Raw genomic sequence first — 21,329 nt, forward strand, 5'->3', positions numbered from 1 at the left:
GGGTTGGACCGCTGTCACCTGCGGCGACGATAGCATGCGACGCGAGGGGGGCACACGATTCGTGTCCACCGAGGAACCGAGCCGAGGAGGGGCGTGCGCGCGCCTCGATCCGAAAGCGCTTACCATCGAAGGTACAGGTTGCCGATGAAGGGACTCACCCCCATGGACCGACCCGATGCACGGCCCGCCCCGAAACCGCTCGTCGTCAACGACAACGCCGCGTGGTGCTGGTTTCAGGACGAGCGAGCGCTCGTCGACCCGAAGACGCGGACGCTCGTCGTCGGGTCGATGGCGGTGGCCGAAGGGCCGGGCGGCCACGCCCGCTCGGGCAACGTCGAAGTGGCGGTGGTCGACCTGCGGACGGGCGCGAGCCGCGTCGTCGTGTTGCACGAGCGGCTCGAACCGGACGACCACGACGTGCCGGCACTGTGGCTTCGCGCCGACGGCCGCTGGCTGGCCATGTACACCAGGCACAAGAGCGACGACCTCACTCGCTGGCGGATCAGCGAACCGGGCGACCCCACGCGGTGGGGCCCGGAGCGGACCTTCGACTGGAGCGAGCACACCGGGGGCCGCGGCGTCACCTACTCCAACCTCCACGCCATGGGCGGCCGCCTGTACTGCTTCGCGAGGGCCGTCAACGACGACCAGTGCGCGCTCGTCTCCGACGACGACGGCGACACCTGGTCGTACGCGGGCAAGCTCTTCACCCGGCCCAAGGTCGGCTACGTCAACGGCTACACCCGCTACGCCTCCGGCGGCGGCCGCATCGACCTGGTCACCACCGACCACCACCCCCGCGACTACAACAACTCGATCTACCACGGCTACTTGGAGAACGGCGCGCTGCATCGCAGCGACGGAAGCGTCCTCGACCCCGCCGCGCTCAACGGCGAGTCGCCCTCCCAAGCCGACCTCACCACCGTCCTGGCCGCGGACTCGCGATGGGGCGAGCGCTGGGCCGCCCACTGCTGGACGACCGACATCCGCCGCTCCGGCGACGGCACCCTGGCCGCGATCCTGACCGCACGGGCGGTCGACGCCCCCGCCGGAGACGGCCTCTACGGGCAAGGACCATGGCCCGACCTGCGGTTCTTCTACGCCCGCCTCGCCTTCGGAGGCGAGTGGGAGGTCCACCCGCTGGCGAAGGCGGGCCCGGCGCTGCTGACCCACGAGGAGGACTACACCGGTCTGGTCGCGATCGACCCCTACGACCTCGACTCGGTGTACGTCTCCACCCCGGTCGACCCGCGCGACGGCACCGAGCTGGCGCGTCGCGAGATCTTCAATGGTCGAACCTCCAATGGCGGCGCGACCTGGCGGTGGACGCCCGTCACCGAGGACTCCGAGGTCGACAACATGCGCCCGATAGTGGCACCCGGCGACCCGGACCGGATCCCGCTGCTGTGGTTCCGGGGCGCGATGACCGCCTCGCAGCACTACGACTGCGAGGCCGTCCTGCTCGACCTCCCGCGCCGATAACCGTCCACAGGCCGACGCCCCGGCGCCGGCCGGCCGCAGACGACGAACGGTCCGAACCATCACCGGTTCGGACCGTTTTCCATGCGCTGCAATACCAACTGGCGCCCCCGACAGGATTCGAACCTGCGACACCTGGTCCCGGAAACCAGTGCTCTATCCCCTGAGCTACGGAGGCGAGGACGATGCTACCAGGCTTCAGGTCTGGCAGCGCGGCAGGTTTGGACGTGAGGATCACACCTTCGGGCGGGTCGGCGGTTTCTCGGCCGAAGTGTCGCACCGGGCGCATAGGCTGGCGTCCCGGAAACCCCCGAGCCTAGCGGACACGCTGCGGTTTCACCGCGAGAAACACCACAAAAACTCAACATCTTGGGTCGACCCCGCGAGCCGACCACAACATGTATGATTTCCCGTTGTCGGGTCGACCACCGCCGCCGTCGGCCGCCCACCGCGGTCCGCGGCCGATAGGCCCTCCGGCACACGCCACAGCACAACACGAGGGGATGCAGAGATGACCGGGCTCGCCACCACGCCATCCGCCACCACCACCGCTCCGGCGCAGCGGGGCAATCCAACCGGCGGCGACATCGCCGCGTCCATCGCCGAGAAGGTCCGGCACCACGCTTCCGGCCTCGCCGACGTCGACACCGAGAAGGTGATCGCCCAGATCCAGGGCGGCATCTGGCCCGGCGCGACCCTTCCCGAGCTCCGCGAGCGCGCCATCGAGCTCACCTCGTCCTCGGTCGCCTCCGAGCCGACCTACTCCAAGCTCGCCGCCCGGCTGCTGGCCGAGCACATAGCCGACGAGACCGCCTCCGAGGGCGTGGTGTCCTTCACCACCTCGATCGCGGCCTGCCGGGACAACGGGCTGCTCTCCGAGGACCTGGTCTCCTTCGTCGACGCCCACGGCGCCGAGCTCGACGCCGTCATCGACGAGACCGCCGACGACCGCTTCGAGTACTTCGGGCTGCGGACGGTCTACGACCGCTACCTGCTGCGCCACCCCGAGCACCGCACCGTGCTCGAACGCCCGCAGCACTTCATGCTCCGCGTGGCGTGCGGCCTGAGCCAGTCGGTCGAGGAGGCCGCCGAACTCTACCGCCTGCTGTCGCAACTGGCGTACCTGCCCTCCTCCCCCACGCTGTTCAACTCCGGCACCCGCCGCCCGCAGCTGTCCTCGTGCTTCCTGCTCGACTCGCCCAAGGACGAGCTCGACTCGATCTACGAGCGCTACAGCCAGGTCGCGCGCCTGTCGAAGTACGCCGGGGGCATCGGGATCGCCTGGTCCCGGGTCCGCTCACGCGGCTCGCTCATCCGCGGCACCAACGGCCACTCGAACGGGATCGTGCCGTGGCTGCGCACCCTCGACTCGTCCGTGGCCGCGGTCAACCAGGGCGGGCGGCGCAAGGGAGCCGCCTGCGTGTACCTGGCCACCTGGCACGCCGACATCGAGGAGTTCCTGGAGCTCCGCGACAACACCGGCTCCGAGGACCGCCGCACCCACAACCTCAACCTGGCCAACTGGGTGCCCGACGAGTTCATGCGCCGCGTCGAGGCCGACGCCGACTGGTCCCTGTTCGACCCCAAGGAGACCCCCGAGCTGGTCGACTCCTGGGGCGAGCACTTCGACGCCGCCTACCGGGCCGCCGAGGCCGCCGGGAAGGCCCGCAAGACCATCCCGGCCCGCGAGCTCTACGGCCGCATGATGCGGACCCTGGCGCAGACCGGCAACGGCTGGATGACCTTCTCCGACACCGCCAACCGGACCTCGAACCAGACCGCCAGGCGCGAGAACGTCATCCACCTGTCGAACCTGTGCACCGAGATCCTCGAGGTCACCAGCGACGCCGAGACCGCCGTTTGCAACCTCGGCAGCGTCAACCTCGCCGAGCACTGCACCCCCGACGGCTTCGACTTCGAGCGGCTGCGCCGCACCGTCCGCACCGCCGTCAAGTTCCTCGACCGCACCATCGACCTGGGCTTCTACCCGACCGCCGAGGCCGAGAAGGCCAACCGCAAGTGGCGGCCGATCGGCCTGGGCTGCATGGGACTGGCCGACGTGTTCTTCAAGCTGAAGCTCCCGTTCGACTCGCCCGAGGCCCTCGCGCTGTCGACCGAGATCTCCGAGCACATCGCCCTGGCGGCCTACGAGACCTCCGCCGACCTGGCCGAGCGGCTCGGCGCCCACCCGAACTTCGACGAGACCCGCGCCGCCCAGGGGGACCTGCACCTCGACCACTACGAGCAGGCGCGCGTCACCCGGCCCGAGCGCTGGGCGGCGGTGCGCGAGCGGATCGCCGAGACCGGGCTGCGCAACTCGCTGATGATCGCGATCGCCCCGACCGCGACGATCGCCTCGATCGCCGGCTGCGCCGAGTGCATCGAGCCGGTCGTGTCCAACGTGTTCAAGCGCGAGACGCTTTCGGGTGAGTTCCTTCAGGTCAACCGGCACCTGATCATCGAGCTCAAGGAACGCGGCCTGTGGAACGAGCGGCTGCGGCAGGACATCGTGGTCGCCGAGGGCTCGGTCCAGGACGTCGAGGGCATCCCCGAGGACATCAAGCACCGCTACCGCACTGCCTGGGAGCTGCCGCAGAAGGCCCTGATCGACCTGGCCGCCGCGCGCACGCCGTTCATCGACCAGGCCCAGTCGCTGAACCTGTTCCAGGCCAGCCCCACCATCGGGAAGCTCTCCTCGATGTACCGCTACGCCTGGAAGCAGGGCCTGAAGACGACCTACTACCTGCGCAGCCGCCCGGCCACGCGCATCAACCAGACCACGGTGAGCCGGCAGGCCGAGACGCAGGAGACGCCGCAGACCTCCCCGGAGGCGCTGCCGGTCGTGTCCGAGGACGTGGCCTGCTCGCTGGAGAACCCCGAGACCTGCGAAGCCTGCCAGTAGCGGCCGTGCGGGGAGCGGCCCGAGGGCCGCTCCCCGCTATCCCGCCCCTCGAAAGCCACCGTTCCAATCCAGAGAGGACCGCACCGATGCTGCTCGACCCGGGCATGGACCTGACGCTGCGACCGATGAAATACCCGGACTTCTACGACCAGTACCGGGCCGCCATCAAGAACACCTGGACCGTCGAGGAGGTCGATCTCGCCTCCGACCTGACCGACCTGGCGAAGTTCACGCCGCAGGAACAGCACCTGATCCACCGGCTGGTCGCCTTCTTCGCCACCGGCGACACGATCGTGGCCAACAACCTGGTGCTCAACCTCTACCAGCACGTCAACTCCCCGGAGGGCCGCCTGTACCTGTCGCGGCAGCTGTTCGAGGAGGCCGTGCACGTCCAGTTCTATCTGACGCTGCTGGACACCTACCTGCCCGACCCGGACGAGCGCGCCAAGGCGTTCGACGCGGTCAACAACATCCCCTCGATCAAGCGCAAGGCCGACTTCTGCTTCAAGTGGATCGACTCGATCTTCGAGATCCGGGAGCTGAACTCCGCCGCCGACCGCCGGACGTTCCTGCTCAACCTGATCTGCTTCGCCGCCTGCATCGAGGGCCTGTTCTTCTACGGCGCCTTCGCGTACGTGTACTGGCTGCGCAGCCGCGGCCTGCTCGACGGGCTGGCCACCGGCACCAACTGGGTCTTCCGCGACGAGTCGTGCCACATGAACTTCGCGTTCAGCGTCGTCGACGTGGTCCGCGCCGAGGAGCCGGAGCTGTTCGACGAGGAGATGCGTCGGCAGGTCACGGACATGCTGGAGGAGGCCGTGGAGGCCGAGCTCCAGTTCGCCGAGGACCTCATCGGCGAGGGCATGCCGGGCATGACCGTCAACGACATGAAGTCCTACCTGGAGAACGTCGCCGACCAGCGCCTGGAGCGGCTCGGGATGCCCAAGCGCTTCGGCTCGGAGAACCCGTTCCCGTTCATGGCGCTCCAGGACGTGCAGGAGCTGACGAACTTCTTCGAGCGCAGGCCGACCGCCTATCAGACCGCCGTGGAGGGCAAGGTCGACCTCGACGAGGAATTCTGAGGGGAAGCCTGGCCGCTTTCTCCCCGGAAGGGGAACGGGCCCGGCGCGGAGCGACTCCGCGCCGGGCCCGTTCCCCTATGTCGGGGTGCCGCCTGCTCAGGTGGCGCGGGCGAAGGTGACGCCCTCGACCGAGCTGCCGTCGGCCATCTGCGCCACGCACATGAACGTGCCGTCGCCCGGCAGGTGCAGGTCGGTGGTCCAGTCGACGGCGTCGCCGCCGATCAGCTGCGACAGCGGACCGTCCTCGCGCTGCCCGTTCAGGCAGGCCGAGGCGATGACCTCGTTCTCGCGAGCGGCGTCGAGGTCGCCGTCGGAGACGCCCTCGGGGAGCGCTCCGGTCGCGTAGGCCTCCCACTGGTGGGTCCCGGCGCACTCGGCCGGGCTCAGCGCGTCGATGGCGCCGGTGAAGCAGGTCGGGTCGGGGACGCAGTCGGCGTCCTGCTGTTTGAGCGAGCATTCCTTGACGAACTCGTCGGCCAGGGACTGCTCGGCGAGGTCGGCCGAGTCGTCGTCACCGCCGCCGAACAGGGCGATCCCGCCCCACACCAGCAGGCCGAGGATGACGGCTCCGGCGATGAGCATGCCGACCAGGCGGCCCATGCCGGATGAGTCGTCCTCTTGGAGGCGCCGCTCCCGGCGGGTCGTGACCGGCTCGGGTTCGGCGGCCGGGACCGGCAGCCGCGGGTCGTCGCGCTCGAGCTCGCCGCCGGCGCTGAACGCCCTCCACTGCTCGGTCGGCGCCGCCTCCGGCACCGGTTCGGGCCCCGCCTCGAGAAGCGGCTCCTCGATCTCCTGACGGGCGCGCGGGGGTGCCAGGCGCACCGTCGAGGGATGGTCGGGGGCCTCGGGCGGCGCCGGTGCGGGCACCGTGGCCACCGCGGCCGCGCGGACCGGCTCCGGCTTCCGGGGCCGCTCGCCGCGGCGCGCCCGCGCCGGGGCCAGGCGCAGCGTCGAAGGCGTGTCGGGGACGGTCGCCCGCTCGGGCATCTGGCTCAGGTCCGGTTCGGACGGCTGCGAGTAGGCCGAGAACGTGCCGGCCGGGGAGACGGGGGCGCCCTGGTGCGCCGGCTCGGCGACCTTGGGGATGTACCCGGTCGAGGCCTCGGGGATGCTGACCAGGAACTCGCGGAACTCCTCGGCGGTCGGCCGGCCGTCGGGATTGTTGATCAGGGCCGCGCGCAGCATCTCGAGCAGCAGCGGAGATACGCCGGGAATCTCCGGGACCGGCTGGTTCAGCAGGCCGACGACCTCGTTGATGTCGCGCACGCCCCCGTCGGGGAACCGGGGCGGGGTGCCGCTGAGCATCGTGTAGAGGGTCGCGGCCAGGGAGTAGATGTCGGCGCTGGGGCCGACCTCGCGCATCTGGAAGACCTCCAGGGGCGCGAACGCGGGGGTGGCCGTGGTCGCGATGGGCTCGCCCGGCTGCGGGTCCGCCAGCAGGCAGGAGATGCCGAAGTCCGACAGGACGGCGCGGCCGTACTCGTCGATCAGGATGTTGGCGGGTTTGATGTCGCGGTGGACGATCCCCATCGAGTGGGCGGCCGCGAGCGCCTCTGAGAGGCGGATGCCGATCTCGATGGTGCGCTGGGGCGAGACGACGCCCTGCCGGTCGATCAGTTCGGCGACCGAACCGCGGCAGCGCTCCATGACGATGTACGGGTGGGCCTGCCGGGTGAGCCCGGCGGCGAGCATGCGCACCACGCACGGGTGGTCGGTCAGTCTGACGGCGGTCTCGATGTCGTGGCGGAAGCGCTGCCGCCGGGCCTCGTCGGTCAGCGGTCTGGACTCGATCTTGACCGCGACCTCGGCACCGTCGTCGAAGCGGGTGGCGCTGTACACCACCGAATAGGCACCGCGGTCGATCTCTTTGAAACCGGTGAGACGCTCGATCCCGGCCATGAGGGCCTCGGGGTCGAGTTCGGCCGGAGGAGGGGATACGGGGGCGGTGTGGGAGGGGAATTGACCGGTGGGGGCACCGAAAGCGGCGATGGTGTCCACTAGTTACAGCCTCCTGTCTCGGCGGACTTGCGGGGCGCAGGTCCGTCTAGCCTCAGCGAGCTTCACCAGCCGTGGTTCGGCCTGGGGTCTTCCTTTTGATCGGGGCGGAGTGTGGGTCAGCGGCCGCTGCGCTCCGCCCGGCGATGTCGTCTTCCTACTCGGTCGTAGGACCATTCGGGCGATAACGTTACGGCACCATCTCTCAGAATCTGTATACGCCTGGACGAAAAGCCAGTCACAACTGACCGAACGGATGATGTGTTGCTTCCCGAGTGCGTTGCGGCGGTAGCTCATAGTGAACTCATCCCCCGTGTGGCGCGCGGGCGGCCGGGCGGGCCGGCGACGGTTCAAGGGCCCGCTCGGCCGACCGCCGTCGCCCACTGTGATCCGCGGTCCCGAAGGTGCATTCACGCCAGATAATCCTCGGCCCAGGCCGTGGCCGCCGGGTCCTCGCCGAACGACTTCAGCGCAGCCTGCGCCCACTTGCGGGCCTCCTCGGTCTGGCCGTCCTCGTCGAGCAGCTCGGCGTAGCGGGCCACGATCGCCCGCCGCGGCCGGCCCAGGGCCGGCTCGTCGAAGTGCTCGGCCACCATCGACAGCCGTTGCAGGGCCTCGCGCCGGTCCCCGCGCGCGGCCGCGACCTCGGCGATCAGGGCCTCCCCGGCCGCCCGGCCCGGCTCCAGCACGTCGTCGGTGGCGTGGTCGAGCGCCAGCCGCGCCTCCGACTCGGCCACAAAGGCGTCGCCGGCGGCCAGCGCGCAGCGGCCGCGCAGGTTGTGCGCGAGGCTGACCAGCAGCGGATGCCCGGTCGACTCGGCGTACTCCACGGCCGAGTCGGACAGGTCCGTGGCGTGGGCGAGCGCGCCGATGCGCAGCGCGGCCAGGGCCCGCACGTACTTCGCGAAGCCGCGGCCCCAGTCGTCGTCGATCCGGTCGAAGTCGCGGAAGGACTTGCGCGCCAAAGCGTCGGCGCCGTCGGGACGGCCCAGCCCGATCGAGGCGGCCGCGCTCGTGGCGCGCAGCAGCCCGACCGCGAAGACGTCGCCCGAGCGCTCCCCGATCGGCAGGAACACGTCCGATAGCCGCTTCGCCTCGCTGTAGCGCCCGGCCATGAGCACGGTGAACGCCGAGACGCCGCGCACCCAGGCGCGACCGACCAGGTCCCGTTCGCGCGCGAACGCCTTGGCGGCCTCGCGCAGCACCTCGTCGGCGCCGTCGAAGTCACCGCGGGCGACCAGCACCCAGGCGCGGTGCTGGAGGGCCCAGGCGACGCGCCTGTCGTCGCCGACGCCGACGGCGGTGTCGTAGGCGTCCAGGAACCGCGACTCGGCCTTGGAGAGGTTCCCGGCCAGGTAGTCGAGCAGGCCGATGCGGCACTGGGCGTCGCAGCGGGGCCCGGCCAGGCCCTCGCGGCGGGCCAGCGCCAGCGCGGCCGTCCAAGCGGCGCGCGCCGAGTCGATCTGGCCCTTGTAGCGGTGGAGTCGCCCCCTGAGCAGCAGCAGCTGGGACACCAGCTCGGCCTCGGACTCGGGGAAGTCGTCGCCGAACAACTGGCCCGAGGGGTGCTCCTCGTGCTCGTCGCCGGGCACGACCAGCCCGATGTCGATCGCCAGGTGCTCGATCTCGGCCTCGGCCTCGGCGGTGCGGCCCAGCCGGGTGAGGGCGCGCCCGCGCAGCAGCCGGTCGGCCGCGGTCAGGGACGTGAGCGCCTCGATGCCGTTGAGCAGGGAGACCGCCCGCTCGGGCTCGGAGGTGTCCATGGCGCGCACGGCCTGCTTGCGGACCGCCTCCAACGCCAGCGGGAGGACGTTCCAGACCTCGTCGACCGCCTCGATCTCGACCTCGCGGGCGAGGTTGACCGCGCGCTCGGCGTGGTAGACGACCAGGTCATCGGCGCTCTGGCCCTCCAACTCGGTCTCGGCGGCCCAGCGGGCGATCTCGGCGTGCGCGTGGGCCGCGTCGGCCTTCCCGATGGGCGCGTACGCGGCCTGCCGCAGCAGCGGCGTGACGAACCGGTAGCCGCCGTAGGAGCGACGGCGCAGCATACGCCGGTCCAGCAGCTCCTGGAGGGCCCGCTCGAACTCGCCGGGCACCTCCTTCTCCAGCAGCTGCGAGCCCTCGGGCGGGACGGCGTCGCCGAAGATCGAGGCCGCGCGCAGCAGCTGCCGGGCCGCGGCGCTGAGCGCGTCGATGCGGGCGCCGAGGACCTGCGCGAGGTCGCGCGAGAGGACCCGGCCGGTCAGGGAGCCGGCGGCCAGCTTCCAGTCGTCGCCGTGGTGGGTCAGCAGGCCCTGCTCGGTGAGCAGCGTGACCAGCTCGGCCAGGTAGTAGGGGTTGCCCTGGGCGAAGCCCAGCAGGCGCTCCTCGTCGGGCTTGGGCAGCCGCCCGCCGCCGAGGAAGGCCCGCAGGAGCCGGGCCGCGTCGGCGCCGGCCAGCGGCGGCAGCGGGTGGACCTCCGCCTCGGAGATGCGGGTGAGCACCCCCGAGGAGCGGGTCAGCTCGGGGCGGCCGTAGAGCAGCACCAGCACCGGCCCGGAGACCTTGGACAGGGCCATGCCGAGCGCGTCGATGCCGTCGGCGCTGGCGGTGTGCAGGTCGTCGATGTTGAGCACGAGGGGCCGCTGCGCGGCCATGTGGGTCAGCAGCTCGGAGACCGCCAGCGGGATGGTGTACGCCTCGGACTGGCGGCCGGTGAAGCCGCCGGGCCGGTCGGTCGCGCCGGGGCGCCCGTGCCCGAGCAGGCCGAGCAGGACCTCGACGTTCAGGCCGCACTCGTCGTGGTCGCCGTGGCCGTCGACGATGCGCCGCAGCTTGGACTCGGCGGTGCCGCGGTCGTCGTCGAACTTGAGGCCGGCGGCCTTGCGGACCATGTCCGCCAGGGGCCCGAAGCGGCGGCCCTCCCCGTAGGGGGCGGCGCGCACCGAGAGCACGCGGGCGCCGCGCTCGACGGCGAGGGTGCGGACCTCGCGGGCGAAGCGGGTCTTGCCCATGCCGGCCTCGGCGGTGTGGATGAGGACCAGCGGCTCGGCGCGGTCGATGACGGCGTCGAGGCGGCCGGTGACGCGCCCGATCTCGGCGCCGCGGCCGATGAACGGCGCGGTGTCGCCGAGACTGGCCCGCGTGCCGGGCTCGTCCTCGAGGCCGAGGAGCTGGTAGACCTCGACCGGTTCGCGCTTGCCCTTGAGCCTCACCGGCGCCAGCCGCCTCCAGGCGGCGGCGTGCTCGGTGGCCTTCATGGTCTCCTCGCCGGCCCAGACGGTGCCGACGGCGGCGACGTCGCACAGCCGCGCGGCGGTGTTGACCGTGTCGCCGATGACGGTGTACTCGAGGTCCGCCTGCATCCCGGCCACGACCAGGCCCGAGCGCAACCCGATGCGCAGCCCGATCGGAAGCCCGGAGCCGGACTCGGCTTTGAGCAGGGCCCGGACGCGCTTCTGCATGGCCTGCGCGGCGCGCACGGCCCGCTCGGCGTCGTCCTCGTGCGACAGCGGCGCGCCGAACACGGCCATGAGCCCGTCGCCTGTGAGCTTGTCGACGTGCCCGCCGAACTCGTTGACCGCGCTGACGCACTCGGCCAGCAGCCGGTCGGTCACCGATGAGACGCGCTCGGGGTCGAGGCTCTCCGACCAGGTGGTGAAGTCGGAGAGGTCGCCGAACAGCACCGTGACGTAGCGCCGCTCGGTTTGAGGGGAGCTGGCCTCCGGAGACAGGGGCGCGCCGCAGTGGTGGCAGTAGCGCGCGCCGGGGACGGTCGGCGTGGAACAGAACGGGCAGGTCACAGCAGCACCAACACCGAACCGGGGGTGTGTTGTTCCCCACTCCTTCCGGGAACCGCGGCAATCGTGGCGTTCACGCTCGCAAGGATACGTGTCCTAGCTGACAGATACCTGTGCCCCAGAGCACAACTTCCCGAGATCCCCCGAACGGGAACCGGACGGCAAGCGCTCCCCAGCGGAACCCGCACAGACTGCGAGCGACGATACGATGAGGCGGAACGGCCCCAGAACCGAAGAGAACACCCATGCCCCCAGAAGCCCCCGCCCCACGGGGCAACCCTGAAAACGACCCGCCCCAGCCGCGGGGCCGAATCGACGGCGAACCCCAGCCGGAGGAACTCACGATTCGGTGGAAACGGCACTGGTTCATCAACAAGAAGAGCCAAGTCGGGATCGGCAGCGGCGTCGTGCTTTCCGTGATCGGCGCGTTCCTTCCTCCGATGATGGGCCCTGCCTTGGCCGCAGTGCCTCTGATCCTCAGCTTCGATCCCCAGGCCCCGGCGACCCGCCGATACTTCGCCTACCACCGAATCAGCCGAACGATCACGGCCGTGAACAATTGGGGCCGGTGGACGCAGTACCCGCGCAGACCTGGTTCGCGACTCGCGCTGCGGGAGCACACCGGCGAACTGTTCGAGCTCCGCCCGGACGGCGAGAAGAAGCCGCTGCCCATCAAGCGCAAACTCGCCAACCCCGAAGACTGGAACGCCTTCACGGCCCGCTTCCGGCGGGACCACCCGCACGGCCTTCGCTCACCGGACCCGTTCAGGGAAGGAGCGTGGGCGCCTCGCCATGGGAGGGCCGGACAATGCTGAAATGACGGTGGTCGATCGTGGCGAATTCGCTGACGCCGAGGCGCTCGGCCAGATCGCCGCGACCAGATGAGAACGACCCGATCCACTCGGGCAGATCGGCAACGGAACGGGCGGGATCAGGCATGGCGTAGCGGGCCCGAATCCAAGTGAGCGCCTCGGCCGCCTGCGGCTCACCAAGGTCCTCGACCAGACGGTGCAGCAACTCCTTGGTCGTCATGTCGGTTCCTCCCCGACTGTGCCTGATTCAAAAGTACGGCCTTCAAGGTCGGTGGTCTCGTCTCCGGCCCTGAATACGGGCCGCGGGGTCCGGCGCGCTCTGCGTGCCGGACCCCGCGGGTTCTGGGCTTTGTCAGACGGTCACCAGGCCGGCCCGCTGGAATTCCTTGACCGTGGTGTAGCCGGTCTTGGCCATGGCCCTCCGCAGGCCCCCGAAGAGGTTCTGGCTGCCGTCGCTCGAGTTCGACGGGCCGTAGAGGATCGCCTCCAGGTCCGGGACCTCCACGTCGCCCGAGTCTCCGGGGCGGAAACGGCCCCTCGGGAGCTTCGGGTGGGAGGCCGCCGAGTGCCACCACGCGCCCTGGGCGGGCGATTCGGCGGCGTCGGCCAGGATCGAGCCGAGCATGACCGCGTCGGCGCCGCAGGCGATGGCCTTCGCGATCGCGCCCGAGCCGGTGATCTCGCCGTCGGCGATCAGGTGGACGTAGCGCCCGCCGGTCTCGTCGAGGTAGTCGCGGCGGGCCGCTGCGGCCTCCACGACCGCCGAGGCCATCGGGACGTCGATGCCCAGGACCGAGTCGGTGGTCGACCAGTCGTCCGAGCCGACGCCGACGATGACGCCGGCCGCGCCGGTGCGCATCAGGTGCATCGCGGTCTTGTAGTTGGTGGCCCCACCGACCACGACCGGAACGTCCAGGTCGGCGATGAACTGCTTGAGGTTGAGCACGTCGCCGGTGCTGGAGACGTGCTCGGCCGAGACGATCGTGCCCTGGATGACCAGCAGGTCCACCCCGGCCTCGACGGCCAAGGGCGCCAGCTCGGCGGTGTGCTGCGGGCTCACCCGCACCGCCGTGGTCACCTCGCCGGCGCGGATCTCGGCGATCCGCTCGGCGATCAACTCGGGCTTGACCGGCTCGGAGTAGATCTCCTGGAGCCGCTCGATCGCGGTCTCCGCCGGCGTGTCGGCCAGCTCCTTCAGCAGCGACGTCGGGTCCACGTAGCGGCACCACAGGCCCTCGGCGTTCAGCACGCCGAGCCCGCCGAGCCGTCCGGTCTCGATGACCGAGGCCGGGCTCATCGTCGCGTCCGACGGGTGCCCCATCGCCGGAATCTCGAACCGGTAGGCGTCCAACTGCCACTCGGTGGAGACGTCGTCGATGTCTCTGGTGCGCCGACTGGGCACGAGCGCCACTTCCTCCAGCCGCCAGCCGCGCGCGACGATCTTGCCGGGGCCGATCTCGACCAGTTCCCGCACAGGTCCTCCTCTGGTTCCCACTACCGCGTGTGGTAGTTGGGCGCTTCCACGGTCATCTGAATGTCGTGCGGGTGACTCTCCTTGAGTCCCGCCGCGGTGATCCTGACCAGACGTCCGCGCTCGTGCATCGCCTCGATCGTACCGGCTCCGGTGTAGCCCATAGCACTGCGCAGTCCGCCGACGAGCTGGTAGACCACCTGTGCGAGGGTTCCTCGATACGGAACCTGACCCTCGACGCCCTCGGGCACGAGCTTGTCGTTGGACTCGACGCCGCCCTGGAAGTAGCGGTCCTTGGAGAAGGACTTGGCCTCGCCGCGGGACTGCATGGCGCCCAGCGAACCCATGCCGCGGTAGGACTTGAACTGCTTGCCGTTCATGTAGATCAGCTCGCCGGGGCTCTCGGCGCAGCCGGCGAACAGCTGGCCCATCATGACCGAGGAGGCGCCCGCGACGATCGCCTTGGCGATGTCGCCGGAGTACTGGACGCCGCCGTCGGCGATGGCCGGGACGCCGCGCTCGCGGGCGACGCGGACGGTGTCCATGATCGCCGAGACCTGCGGGGCGCCCACGCCCGCGACCACCCGCGTGGTGCAGATGGCGCCGGGCCCGACCCCGACCTTGACGCCGTCGGCGCCCGCGTCGATCATGGCGTTCGCGGCCTCGGCGGTCACGATGTTGCCGCCGATGATGTCGACCTTGTCGCCGAAGTCCTTGGAGACGCGCGCGATCATGTCGAGCACGCCGCGCGAGTGGCCGTGGGCCGAGTCGACCGAGAGGACGTCGATCCCGGCCTCGACGAGCTGCCCGGCGCGCGCGTACTGGTCGTCGCCGACGCCGATCGCGCCACCGACGCGCAGCCGCCCGGAACCGTCCTTGGACGCGTCCGGGAACTCCTCGCGCTTGGAGAAGTCCTTGACGGTGATCAGGCCCCGCAGGTGACCGTCGCCGTCGACGATCGGGAGCTTCTCGATCTTGTTGCGCTTGAGCAGCTCCAGGGCTTCCTCGCTGGAGACGCCCTCAGGGGCGGTCACCAGGTCGCGGGAGGTCATGACGGAGGCCACCGTGACCGACATGTCGCTCTCGAAGCGCATGTCGCGGTTGGTGACGATGCCGATGAGCTTGCCGTCCTCGTCGGTGACCGGCAGCCCCGAGATGCGGTAGCGGCCGCACAGCTTGTCGACCTGCTCCAGCGTGTCGCGCGGGGAGCAGGTGACCGGGTCGGCCACCATGCCCGACTCCGAGCGCTTGACCAGGTCGACCTGCTGAGCCTGGTCCTCGGCGGACATGTTGCGGTGCAGGATGCCGAGGCCGCCCAGGCGCGCCATGGCGATCGCCATGCGGGCCTCGGTGACGGTGTCCATCGCGGCCGTCAGCAGCGGCACCGCGACGCGAATGTTGCGTGTGAGCTGCGTAGACGTATCGGCCTCGGACGGGACCACGTCGGATTCGCCGGGCAGCAGCAGCACGTCGTCGTAAGTCAGGCCGAGCGGGATCGCGCCGACCGAGCCCAGCGGCACCGTGGTGCCCCCCACTCGGCCGCCGTGTTGGCCCTCGAGCCCTGAAATTCCGAAATCCCCAGAGAACGCCATGCGCCAATGGTAGTGCCGTTACCTGCGTCTCCCCGAATCGCACACGGCTCCGCGCGGTGTGATTCGGGACGGCTACTCGAGCAGCTCTCCGGCCTCGTCGGAAACGGTGTCCCATGCCTCGGAGGACTCCTCGCCCACGGTCTCCCAGACCTCGGCGGCCTCCTCGGGCAGCGCCCCGAGAACGTCCTCGGTGACCTCGGCGCCCCAGTCCACGGCGCTCTCGGCGAACTCGTCCATCGCTGTCTCCTGATGTCGGCAATCGGCTTGAAGCTCATGTTAAGGCGCGCCGGCAAGCCCGCCGCGGCGTGACGGGGGTGGTGATCAGGCGCGCGAGCGATAGTCTGGAGGGGTGCATGAGGAGCCTCGCGACCCGTTCGCCGACGACCCCGAGCACATGGACCGATCCATGGTGTTCGAGCCTGAACTGGACGACGCCGACCGCGCCGACCTCCTGGAGGACCTCCACGAACTCGAGATGTTCGAAAGGGTCCTCGAGCCCGAGGGCTACCGCGGTGTGGTGGTGGACTGCGCCGACTGCGACGAGCCGCACTACTTCACTTGGGGCCTGCTGATGTCGAATCTGCGCGCCCTGTTGAAGGACAACAGCGCGCAGGTCCACGAGCCGGCCTACGACCCCGACCCGACCCACTACGTGACCTGGGACTACGCCCGCGGTTTCTCGGACTGCTGGCTGCGTCGGCACGGTGGAGAAGCCGAGCGGCACGCGACCTAGGGGACCGCTACCGGTTGTCCCGGAGAGTGTCCCGTCCTTCAGGACGGAAGCGAATCCGGGGCGATTGCTTGCTCGCGGTCCTCCGTCAGCGGGACTGCGCTGGGCGGGGCGCTGTTGCCCTTCGATGTACTCGCGTACCACGTTCAGGGGCGCGCCCCGGCGCTGGCCGCGAAGTACGAGCCCAACTACGGCCGCTTAGCCCCAAGTGGCGTTCCAAAGCTGGGAGCTCACGGCGCAGCCTGCGCGAGGAGACACCTATTTTAGAATCCTTACGTGCTCTTGCGGTACCGGTACCGGATCTACCCGACCCGCCCCCAGCGCACCACGCTGGCGGGCGCGTTCGGTTGCGCCCGCGTGGTGTTCAACGACGCCGTGGCCGCGCGGAGGGACGCGCACCGCGAGGGTCTTCCGTATCCGACCACGGCGCGGTTGTCGAAGGCGTTGATCACCGATGCGAAACGCACCTCGAGACGGTCCTGGCTCGCCTCGGTGTCGGCCGTGGTGCTCCAGCAGGCTCTGGCCGACGCCGACCGGGCGTATCGCAACTTCTTCGCTTCCCTGAGCGGGAGACGCGCAGGGGCGCGCATGGGGCCGCCCCGGTTCAAGCGTCGCACGGGCACCCAGGCGATCCGCTTCACCCGCAACGCCCGCTTCAAGGTCCTCGATAATGGCCGGTTGCACCTGCCCAAAATCGGCGACCTCAAGGTCGCCTGGTCGCGGGCACTGCCGGCCGGTCCTTCCTCGGTCACGGTCATCAAGACCGCAACCGGGAAGTACTACGCGAGCTTCGTGGTCGCGGTCGACGAGGACGCCGAGTTGGCCGAGCCGCTGGCCGACCCCGACGCCGAGACCGGAATCGACCTCGGGCTCAAAGACTTCGCGGTCCTGCGCAGCGGCAAGGCCATCGAGTCCCCGAAGTTCTTCCGAAAACTTGAACGCAAGCTCAAGAAAGCCCAACGGGCACTGAGCCGGAAAGCGAAAGGATCGGCCAACCGGGCGAAGGCCCGTGTCAAGGTCGCCAAGATCCACGAGAAGATCAAAGACACCCGCTCAGACTGGGTGAACAAGCAGGTCAAGACGATCGTTGCCGAGAACCAAGGCATCTATGTCGAAGACCTCAACGTTCGCGGGCTCAGTCGCGGCCGGGCAGCCAAGTCGATACAGGACGCGGCGTTCGGGATGTTCCTGACCCGATTGGAGTCGAAGGCGAACCGTGCGGGCCGCACGTTCGCAAAGGTCGACCGGTACTTCCCCTCCACCCGCCTGTGCTCATCGTGCGGTGCTTTGACCGGGCCGACCGGGCTCGACGGTCTCAGCATCCGCCGGTGGCGTTGCGGGTGCGGGGCGGTCCACGACCGCGACGCCAACGCCGAGATCAACATCAGGCGCGAAGGCCAGCGCCTGGTGGCCGCAGGGCATGCGGACACCAGATAAACGCCTGCGGAGGGCTGGTAAGACCAGGCACGCCTGGCTCGGCCCGTCGAAACAGGAAACCACCCGTAACCGGGACGCTTCACGCGGACCGCAAACCGGGGATCCCTGTCCTTCAGGGCATGGAGTATGTCAATGTGGGGCGGTGACCGACCCGTTCGTTGACTGGATCCCCGTCGCCGAGCCCGACATCGCCGCGGCCGGGCCCCTCGCGGGCCTGCGGCTGGCCGTCAAGGACCTGTTCGACGTCGCCGGGATGCCCACCGGCGCGGGCAATCCGCGCTGGCTGGAGACGCACGAGGTCCCGGACTCGGACGCCGCGGCCGTGGCGCGGCTGCTCGCGGCCGGGGCCGGGCTGGTCGGCAAGACCATCACCGACGAACTGGCCTGGAGCCTCAACGGCACCAACGCCCACTACGGCGCGCCCGACAACCCGGCAGCGCCGGGCCGGATGCCCGGAGGCTCGTCGGCCGGGTCGGCCTCGGCGGTGGCGCTCGGGCTCGCCGACATCGGACTCGGCACCGACACCGGCGGCTCGATTCGCGTGCCCGCCTCCTACTGCGGCCTCTACGGGCTGCGCCCCACGCACGGCCGCGTCCCCATGGACGGGGTCGTGCCGCTGGCGCCCACGTTCGACACCGCGGGCGTCCTCGCCCGCGACGCGGCCACGCTCGGCGCGGCGATGCGCGTCCTGCTGGATCCGCCCGCCGAACAGGCGGCTCCGATCACGAGCCTGTATGCGCCCCAGGACATCTGGGACGACCAGACCGCCGAGGTGCGGCGGGCGCTGGAGCCCGCGCTCGAACGGTTCGGCCTCGGAATCGACCGCACGCCGCTGTTCGAGGACATCGGCGAGCTCGAGGCGGCGCGCGTCGCCTACGCGATCCTCCAGGCGCACGAGGCTTGGCTGACCCACGGCGAGTGGATCAGAGCGGCCGAACCCGAGTTCGGGCCCGGTGTGGCGGCGCGGTTCGCGCGCGCGGCCGAGATCGGCCCCGAGGAGCTGGCGCCCGCCGAGCAGCGGCGCGGGCGCCTCTCCCTGCTTCTCTCCGACAGGCTCGCCGACGGCGTCGCCCTCGCGATCCCCGCGGCCCCGGGTCCCTCACCAAGACTCGGCGACCAGCCCGATCGCGAAGCGATCGTCCGACTGACCTGTCCGGCCGGCCTCTCCGGCGCCCCTGCGCTCGCCGTGCCTGCGGGCGAGATCGCGGGTCTGCCGGTCGGTCTGCAGCTCGTCGCCTCCCCTGGCCGCGACGAGGCCCTGCTGGGGCTAGCAGACCAGGCCTGAGCGGAACGCCTCGGCGACCGCGTGCGCCCGGTCCCGGGCGCCGAGCTTGCGGAACATCCTCCTCGCGTGGGTCTTGACGGTGTCCTCGGAGACGAACAGGTCGCGTCCGATCTCGGCGTTGGACTTGCCCTCGCTCATCCCCCGCAGGACCTGGAGCTCGCGCTCGGTCAGCTTCATGCCCGCCAGCTGCGAGCGCTGCCGCGGCAGCACCTCCCCGGGCGGCTTCGGCATCGCCGGCGTGGCGAACATGATCGCCTGCGCCAGCGCGACCAGCAGGTCGTCGGAGTTGTTGCTGGGACTGCGGACGACGCCGCGCGCTCCGGCGGCGACGACCATGGCGGCGGTCCGGGGGTCGGTGGCGCCGGACAGGAGGACTCCGGTGCGGGGGGAGCGGACGCGGACGGTCTTGGTGAACTTGACGGGATCGGGGGCGGCCAGTCCCACGTCGATCAGGACCACGTCGACCTGGCGGCGGCCGAGTTCGACGAACAGCTCGGTGGCCCCTTCGACGCTCTTGACCGACTGGGCCAGACCCATCCGGGTCGCACAGGCCGAGATCTTCTGCCCCGCTTGAGGAGTCTTAACACAGACCAGTATGGTTCTCACGTTGTTCTACCTTTCATGCGGCAGGCCGAGTGTGTGTCTCTCGGTTTGAGAACGCGGCCGCTTCGCCGCCATGACGCGACTTGCGCCAAATTTTTCGAGTGACTTTTCGAGGTTTCCGGGAATGAGGGGCATGCCATACGCTCCAGCCGCGGGTCCGAGCGACCCGGCTGCGCCAATGGGAGACTGGGCGCATGGCACAGCGAAGAGGCGGACGGCACGACAAGACCGAGTACCGCGCGAATGATGATCATCGTTCATATCCACCTCGCCATGACCTGTCTAACGAACTAACGGGCCTGGAGGGTGCGAGTTACGGCCGATACAAATCGTTGCGTGGCAAATGGTGGACATCGGATGCGCTGCTCGAGATCGCGAAGGTGCAGTCTGACCCATTTGCCCCGCCGAGCCGGGTCGAACTGCGCTTCGACCGCGACCAGGCCGATCTCCTCGACTACTGGTACGCCACCGAGGCGAGGCGGCGCGCGATCGCGGTGCTGCTCGCCAAGCGCTTCCGGCGCGCCTGCCGCACTCGGGACCTCCGCATCGACGCCGGCGGCCAGGAGATCCTGCGACGGTCCTCTTGCGAGGTCGGCTCGGACGGCGCGGTCGTGTTCCGGCTCGGCGCCCAGTTGCCGGGCCGCGGGCGGCGCATCGCCGGGCGAGCGGCGGCCCGGCTGCTGTGCGAGGACCTGCCGGACGCGGCCGACCGGGCCCTCAGAGTGGCCGAGGACGAGGCCGAACGGTGGGTCCGCCACGCCGACGACGTCGAGGCCCTCCGAGCGGCCGTGGCCGAGCGCGGCCTGGTCGCCTTCGTGGCCGACGGCTCGATGCTGGCCCGCCGCTCGGGAGTCGACGACCGCCCCATGGACGACGGCGTCCCGTTCACCAGCCCCGACTCGATGGCCGTGACGATCGACCTGCCGAACGCCGGGCCGGTGCGCGGCATGGGCATCGGCCCCGGCGTCACCCTCATCGTCGGCGGCGGCTTCCACGGCAAGTCGACCCTGCTGCGCGCCTTGGAGACCGGAGTGTGGGACCACGTTCCCGGCGACGGCCGCGAACTGGTCGTCGCCGACCCCGCCGCGACCAAGATCCGCGCCGAGGACGGGCGGGCGGCCACCGGAGTCGACGTCCACGCCTTCGTCGACCACCTGCCCTCCGGCGACGACACCCGGCACTTCAGCACCGAGAACGCCTCGGGGTCGACCTCGCAGGCCGCCGCGATCGTGGAGTCCCTGGAGGCCGGTTCGCGACTGCTGCTGATCGACGAGGACACCGCCGCGACCAACCTGATGATCCGCGACGCGCGCATGCAGGAGCTGGTGGCCAAGGACCGCGAGCCGCTGACCCCGCTGGTCGACCTGATCCGCTCCATGGCCGACGACCACGGCGTGGCCACCATCCTGGTCATGGGGGGCTCCGGCGACTACATGGACGTGGCCGACCGGGTCGTGATGATGGACGCCTACCGGCCCGCCGACGTCACCGATCGGGCGCGGACGCTGGCCGCCAAGCCGACCGGGCGCGTGGCCGAGGCCGACTCGTTCGCGATGCCGCACCCGCGCGTGATCGACCCCGGCTCGGTCTCGTCGGAGGCGCGCGGCAAGCAGAAGATCAAGGCCGCCGGCACCGACGGGCTGCGGTTCGGCGAGGCCGACGTCGACGTGCGGGCGGTCGAGCAGATCACCGACCCGTCCATGACCGCCGGGATCGGCCTGGCCGTGGAGGCGGCGGTCCGGCGCGGCTGGATCGACGGCGAGGCGACCGTGGCCGAATCGCTCGACCGGCTCGAGAGGGTGCTGGAGGAGCGCGGCGTGGCCGAGCTGTTGAAGGTGCGGAACGCCGACTTCGCGGTGCCGCGGCGCCACGAGGTGGCGGCGACGCTGAACCGTATGCGGCAGTTGCGGGTCCGCCAGTACGGGGAGTTACGAGCGGGAAAGAAAAGTGCCTTCGCGGCTCCGATCCCCAAAGGCCGCGAAGGCACTTGAACTCTATCGGGTTCCCGACATCGGAGCGAGGAAGTGTCGGGATTTTGACACTTGCCGGTCGCGAAGCGGTCCGGCGAGCGGAAGCGCGGCCCGGCCGCCGGCCGGGGACGCGCCCCGGTCCGGGTACGCGACAGGGCCGCCGACGTGCGTCGGCGGCCCTGTTCGTGCCTT

Annotated in this window: 13 protein-coding genes, 1 tRNA gene and 1 pseudogene; 7 read left to right on the top strand and 8 right to left on the bottom strand. The window is 70.5% G+C overall.

Annotation, left to right across the window (positions count from 1 at the left end):
* Positions 1-162: 162 nt before the first annotated feature.
* A complete protein-coding gene (locus tag JFB92_RS09055; RefSeq protein ID WP_199037245.1) occupies positions 163-1,482 on the top strand; it encodes a BNR-4 repeat-containing protein in 1,320 nt (439 codons plus the stop codon).
* Between the two features lie 99 nt (positions 1,483-1,581).
* Here JFB92_RS09055 and JFB92_RS09060 read toward each other — a convergent pair.
* Positions 1,582-1,657, bottom strand: a tRNA-Arg gene (locus JFB92_RS09060).
* 333 nt (positions 1,658-1,990) lie between these two features.
* On the opposite strand from JFB92_RS09060, the gene JFB92_RS09065 reads away from it, so the two are divergent.
* Both JFB92_RS09065 and JFB92_RS09070 read left to right on the top strand, forming a co-directional pair.
* Positions 1,991-4,381: a ribonucleoside-diphosphate reductase subunit alpha gene (locus tag JFB92_RS09065; RefSeq protein WP_199037247.1), complete on the top strand. Its 2,391-nt coding sequence runs from the start codon at positions 1,991-1,993 to the stop codon at positions 4,379-4,381.
* Positions 4,382-4,467: 86 nt separating this feature from the next.
* Complete coding sequence (locus JFB92_RS09070; protein ID WP_199037249.1) at positions 4,468-5,463, top strand: ribonucleotide-diphosphate reductase subunit beta; 996 nt, start codon at positions 4,468-4,470, stop codon at positions 5,461-5,463.
* Between the two features lie 96 nt (positions 5,464-5,559).
* On the opposite strand, the gene JFB92_RS09075 is transcribed toward JFB92_RS09070, so the two are convergent.
* The 6 genes and pseudogenes from JFB92_RS09075 to JFB92_RS09100 all read right to left on the bottom strand — a co-directional run bounded on the left by JFB92_RS09075 (position 5,560) and on the right by JFB92_RS09100 (position 15,349).
* Complete coding sequence (locus JFB92_RS09075; RefSeq protein WP_199037251.1) at positions 5,560-7,461, bottom strand: serine/threonine-protein kinase; 1,902 nt, start codon at positions 7,459-7,461, stop codon at positions 5,560-5,562.
* A 2,201-nt stretch (positions 7,462-9,662) separates the two neighbouring features.
* Positions 9,663-11,240 (bottom strand): annotated as a pseudogene (locus JFB92_RS27170) (adenylate/guanylate cyclase domain-containing protein); the annotation flags it as partial.
* Positions 11,241-12,002: 762 nt separating this feature from the next.
* Positions 12,003-12,269: a hypothetical protein gene (locus tag JFB92_RS09085; RefSeq protein WP_199037254.1), complete on the bottom strand. Its 267-nt coding sequence runs from the start codon at positions 12,267-12,269 to the stop codon at positions 12,003-12,005.
* A 132-nt stretch (positions 12,270-12,401) separates the two neighbouring features.
* A complete protein-coding gene (locus JFB92_RS09090) occupies positions 12,402-13,523 on the bottom strand; it encodes a GuaB3 family IMP dehydrogenase-related protein (RefSeq protein ID WP_199037256.1) in 1,122 nt (373 codons plus the stop codon).
* A 20-nt stretch (positions 13,524-13,543) separates the two neighbouring features.
* Positions 13,544-15,112, bottom strand: a complete 1,569-nt coding sequence (gene guaB, locus JFB92_RS09095) for an IMP dehydrogenase (protein ID WP_199037258.1) — start codon at positions 15,110-15,112, stop codon at positions 13,544-13,546.
* Positions 15,113-15,184: 72 nt separating this feature from the next.
* The gene (locus JFB92_RS09100; RefSeq protein WP_199037260.1) at positions 15,185-15,349 is read right to left on the bottom strand and encodes a hypothetical protein; all 165 of its coding nucleotides are present in this window, start codon (positions 15,347-15,349) and stop codon (positions 15,185-15,187) included.
* A 112-nt stretch (positions 15,350-15,461) separates the two neighbouring features.
* On the opposite strand from JFB92_RS09100, the gene JFB92_RS09105 reads away from it, so the two are divergent.
* The 3 genes from JFB92_RS09105 to JFB92_RS09115 all read left to right on the top strand — a co-directional run bounded on the left by JFB92_RS09105 (position 15,462) and on the right by JFB92_RS09115 (position 18,564).
* A complete protein-coding gene (locus tag JFB92_RS09105) occupies positions 15,462-15,845 on the top strand; it encodes a DUF5319 family protein (RefSeq protein WP_199037262.1) in 384 nt (127 codons plus the stop codon).
* A gap of 273 nt (positions 15,846-16,118) precedes the next feature.
* On the top strand, positions 16,119-17,279 hold the full coding sequence (locus JFB92_RS09110; protein ID WP_199037264.1) for an RNA-guided endonuclease InsQ/TnpB family protein: 1,161 nt from the start codon (positions 16,119-16,121) through the stop codon (positions 17,277-17,279).
* Between the two features lie 142 nt (positions 17,280-17,421).
* Positions 17,422-18,564: an amidase gene (locus JFB92_RS09115; protein WP_199037266.1), complete on the top strand. Its 1,143-nt coding sequence runs from the start codon at positions 17,422-17,424 to the stop codon at positions 18,562-18,564.
* Here JFB92_RS09115 and JFB92_RS26545 read toward each other — a convergent pair.
* Positions 18,547-19,170, bottom strand: coding sequence for a helix-turn-helix transcriptional regulator (locus JFB92_RS26545; protein ID WP_307789072.1), 624 nt, complete (start codon positions 19,168-19,170; stop codon positions 18,547-18,549). The genes JFB92_RS09115 and JFB92_RS26545 overlap by 18 nt on opposite strands.
* Before the next feature lie 191 nt (positions 19,171-19,361).
* Between JFB92_RS26545 and JFB92_RS09125 the strand changes: the two genes are divergently transcribed.
* Positions 19,362-21,158, top strand: coding sequence for an ABC-ATPase domain-containing protein (locus tag JFB92_RS09125; protein ID WP_199037268.1), 1,797 nt, complete (start codon positions 19,362-19,364; stop codon positions 21,156-21,158).
* Positions 21,159-21,329 lie beyond the last annotated feature (171 nt).

It is taken from the genome of Glycomyces salinus, from assembly GCF_016428645.1.
Taxonomy (GTDB): Bacteria; Actinomycetota; Actinomycetes; order Mycobacteriales; family Micromonosporaceae; genus Glycomyces; species Glycomyces salinus.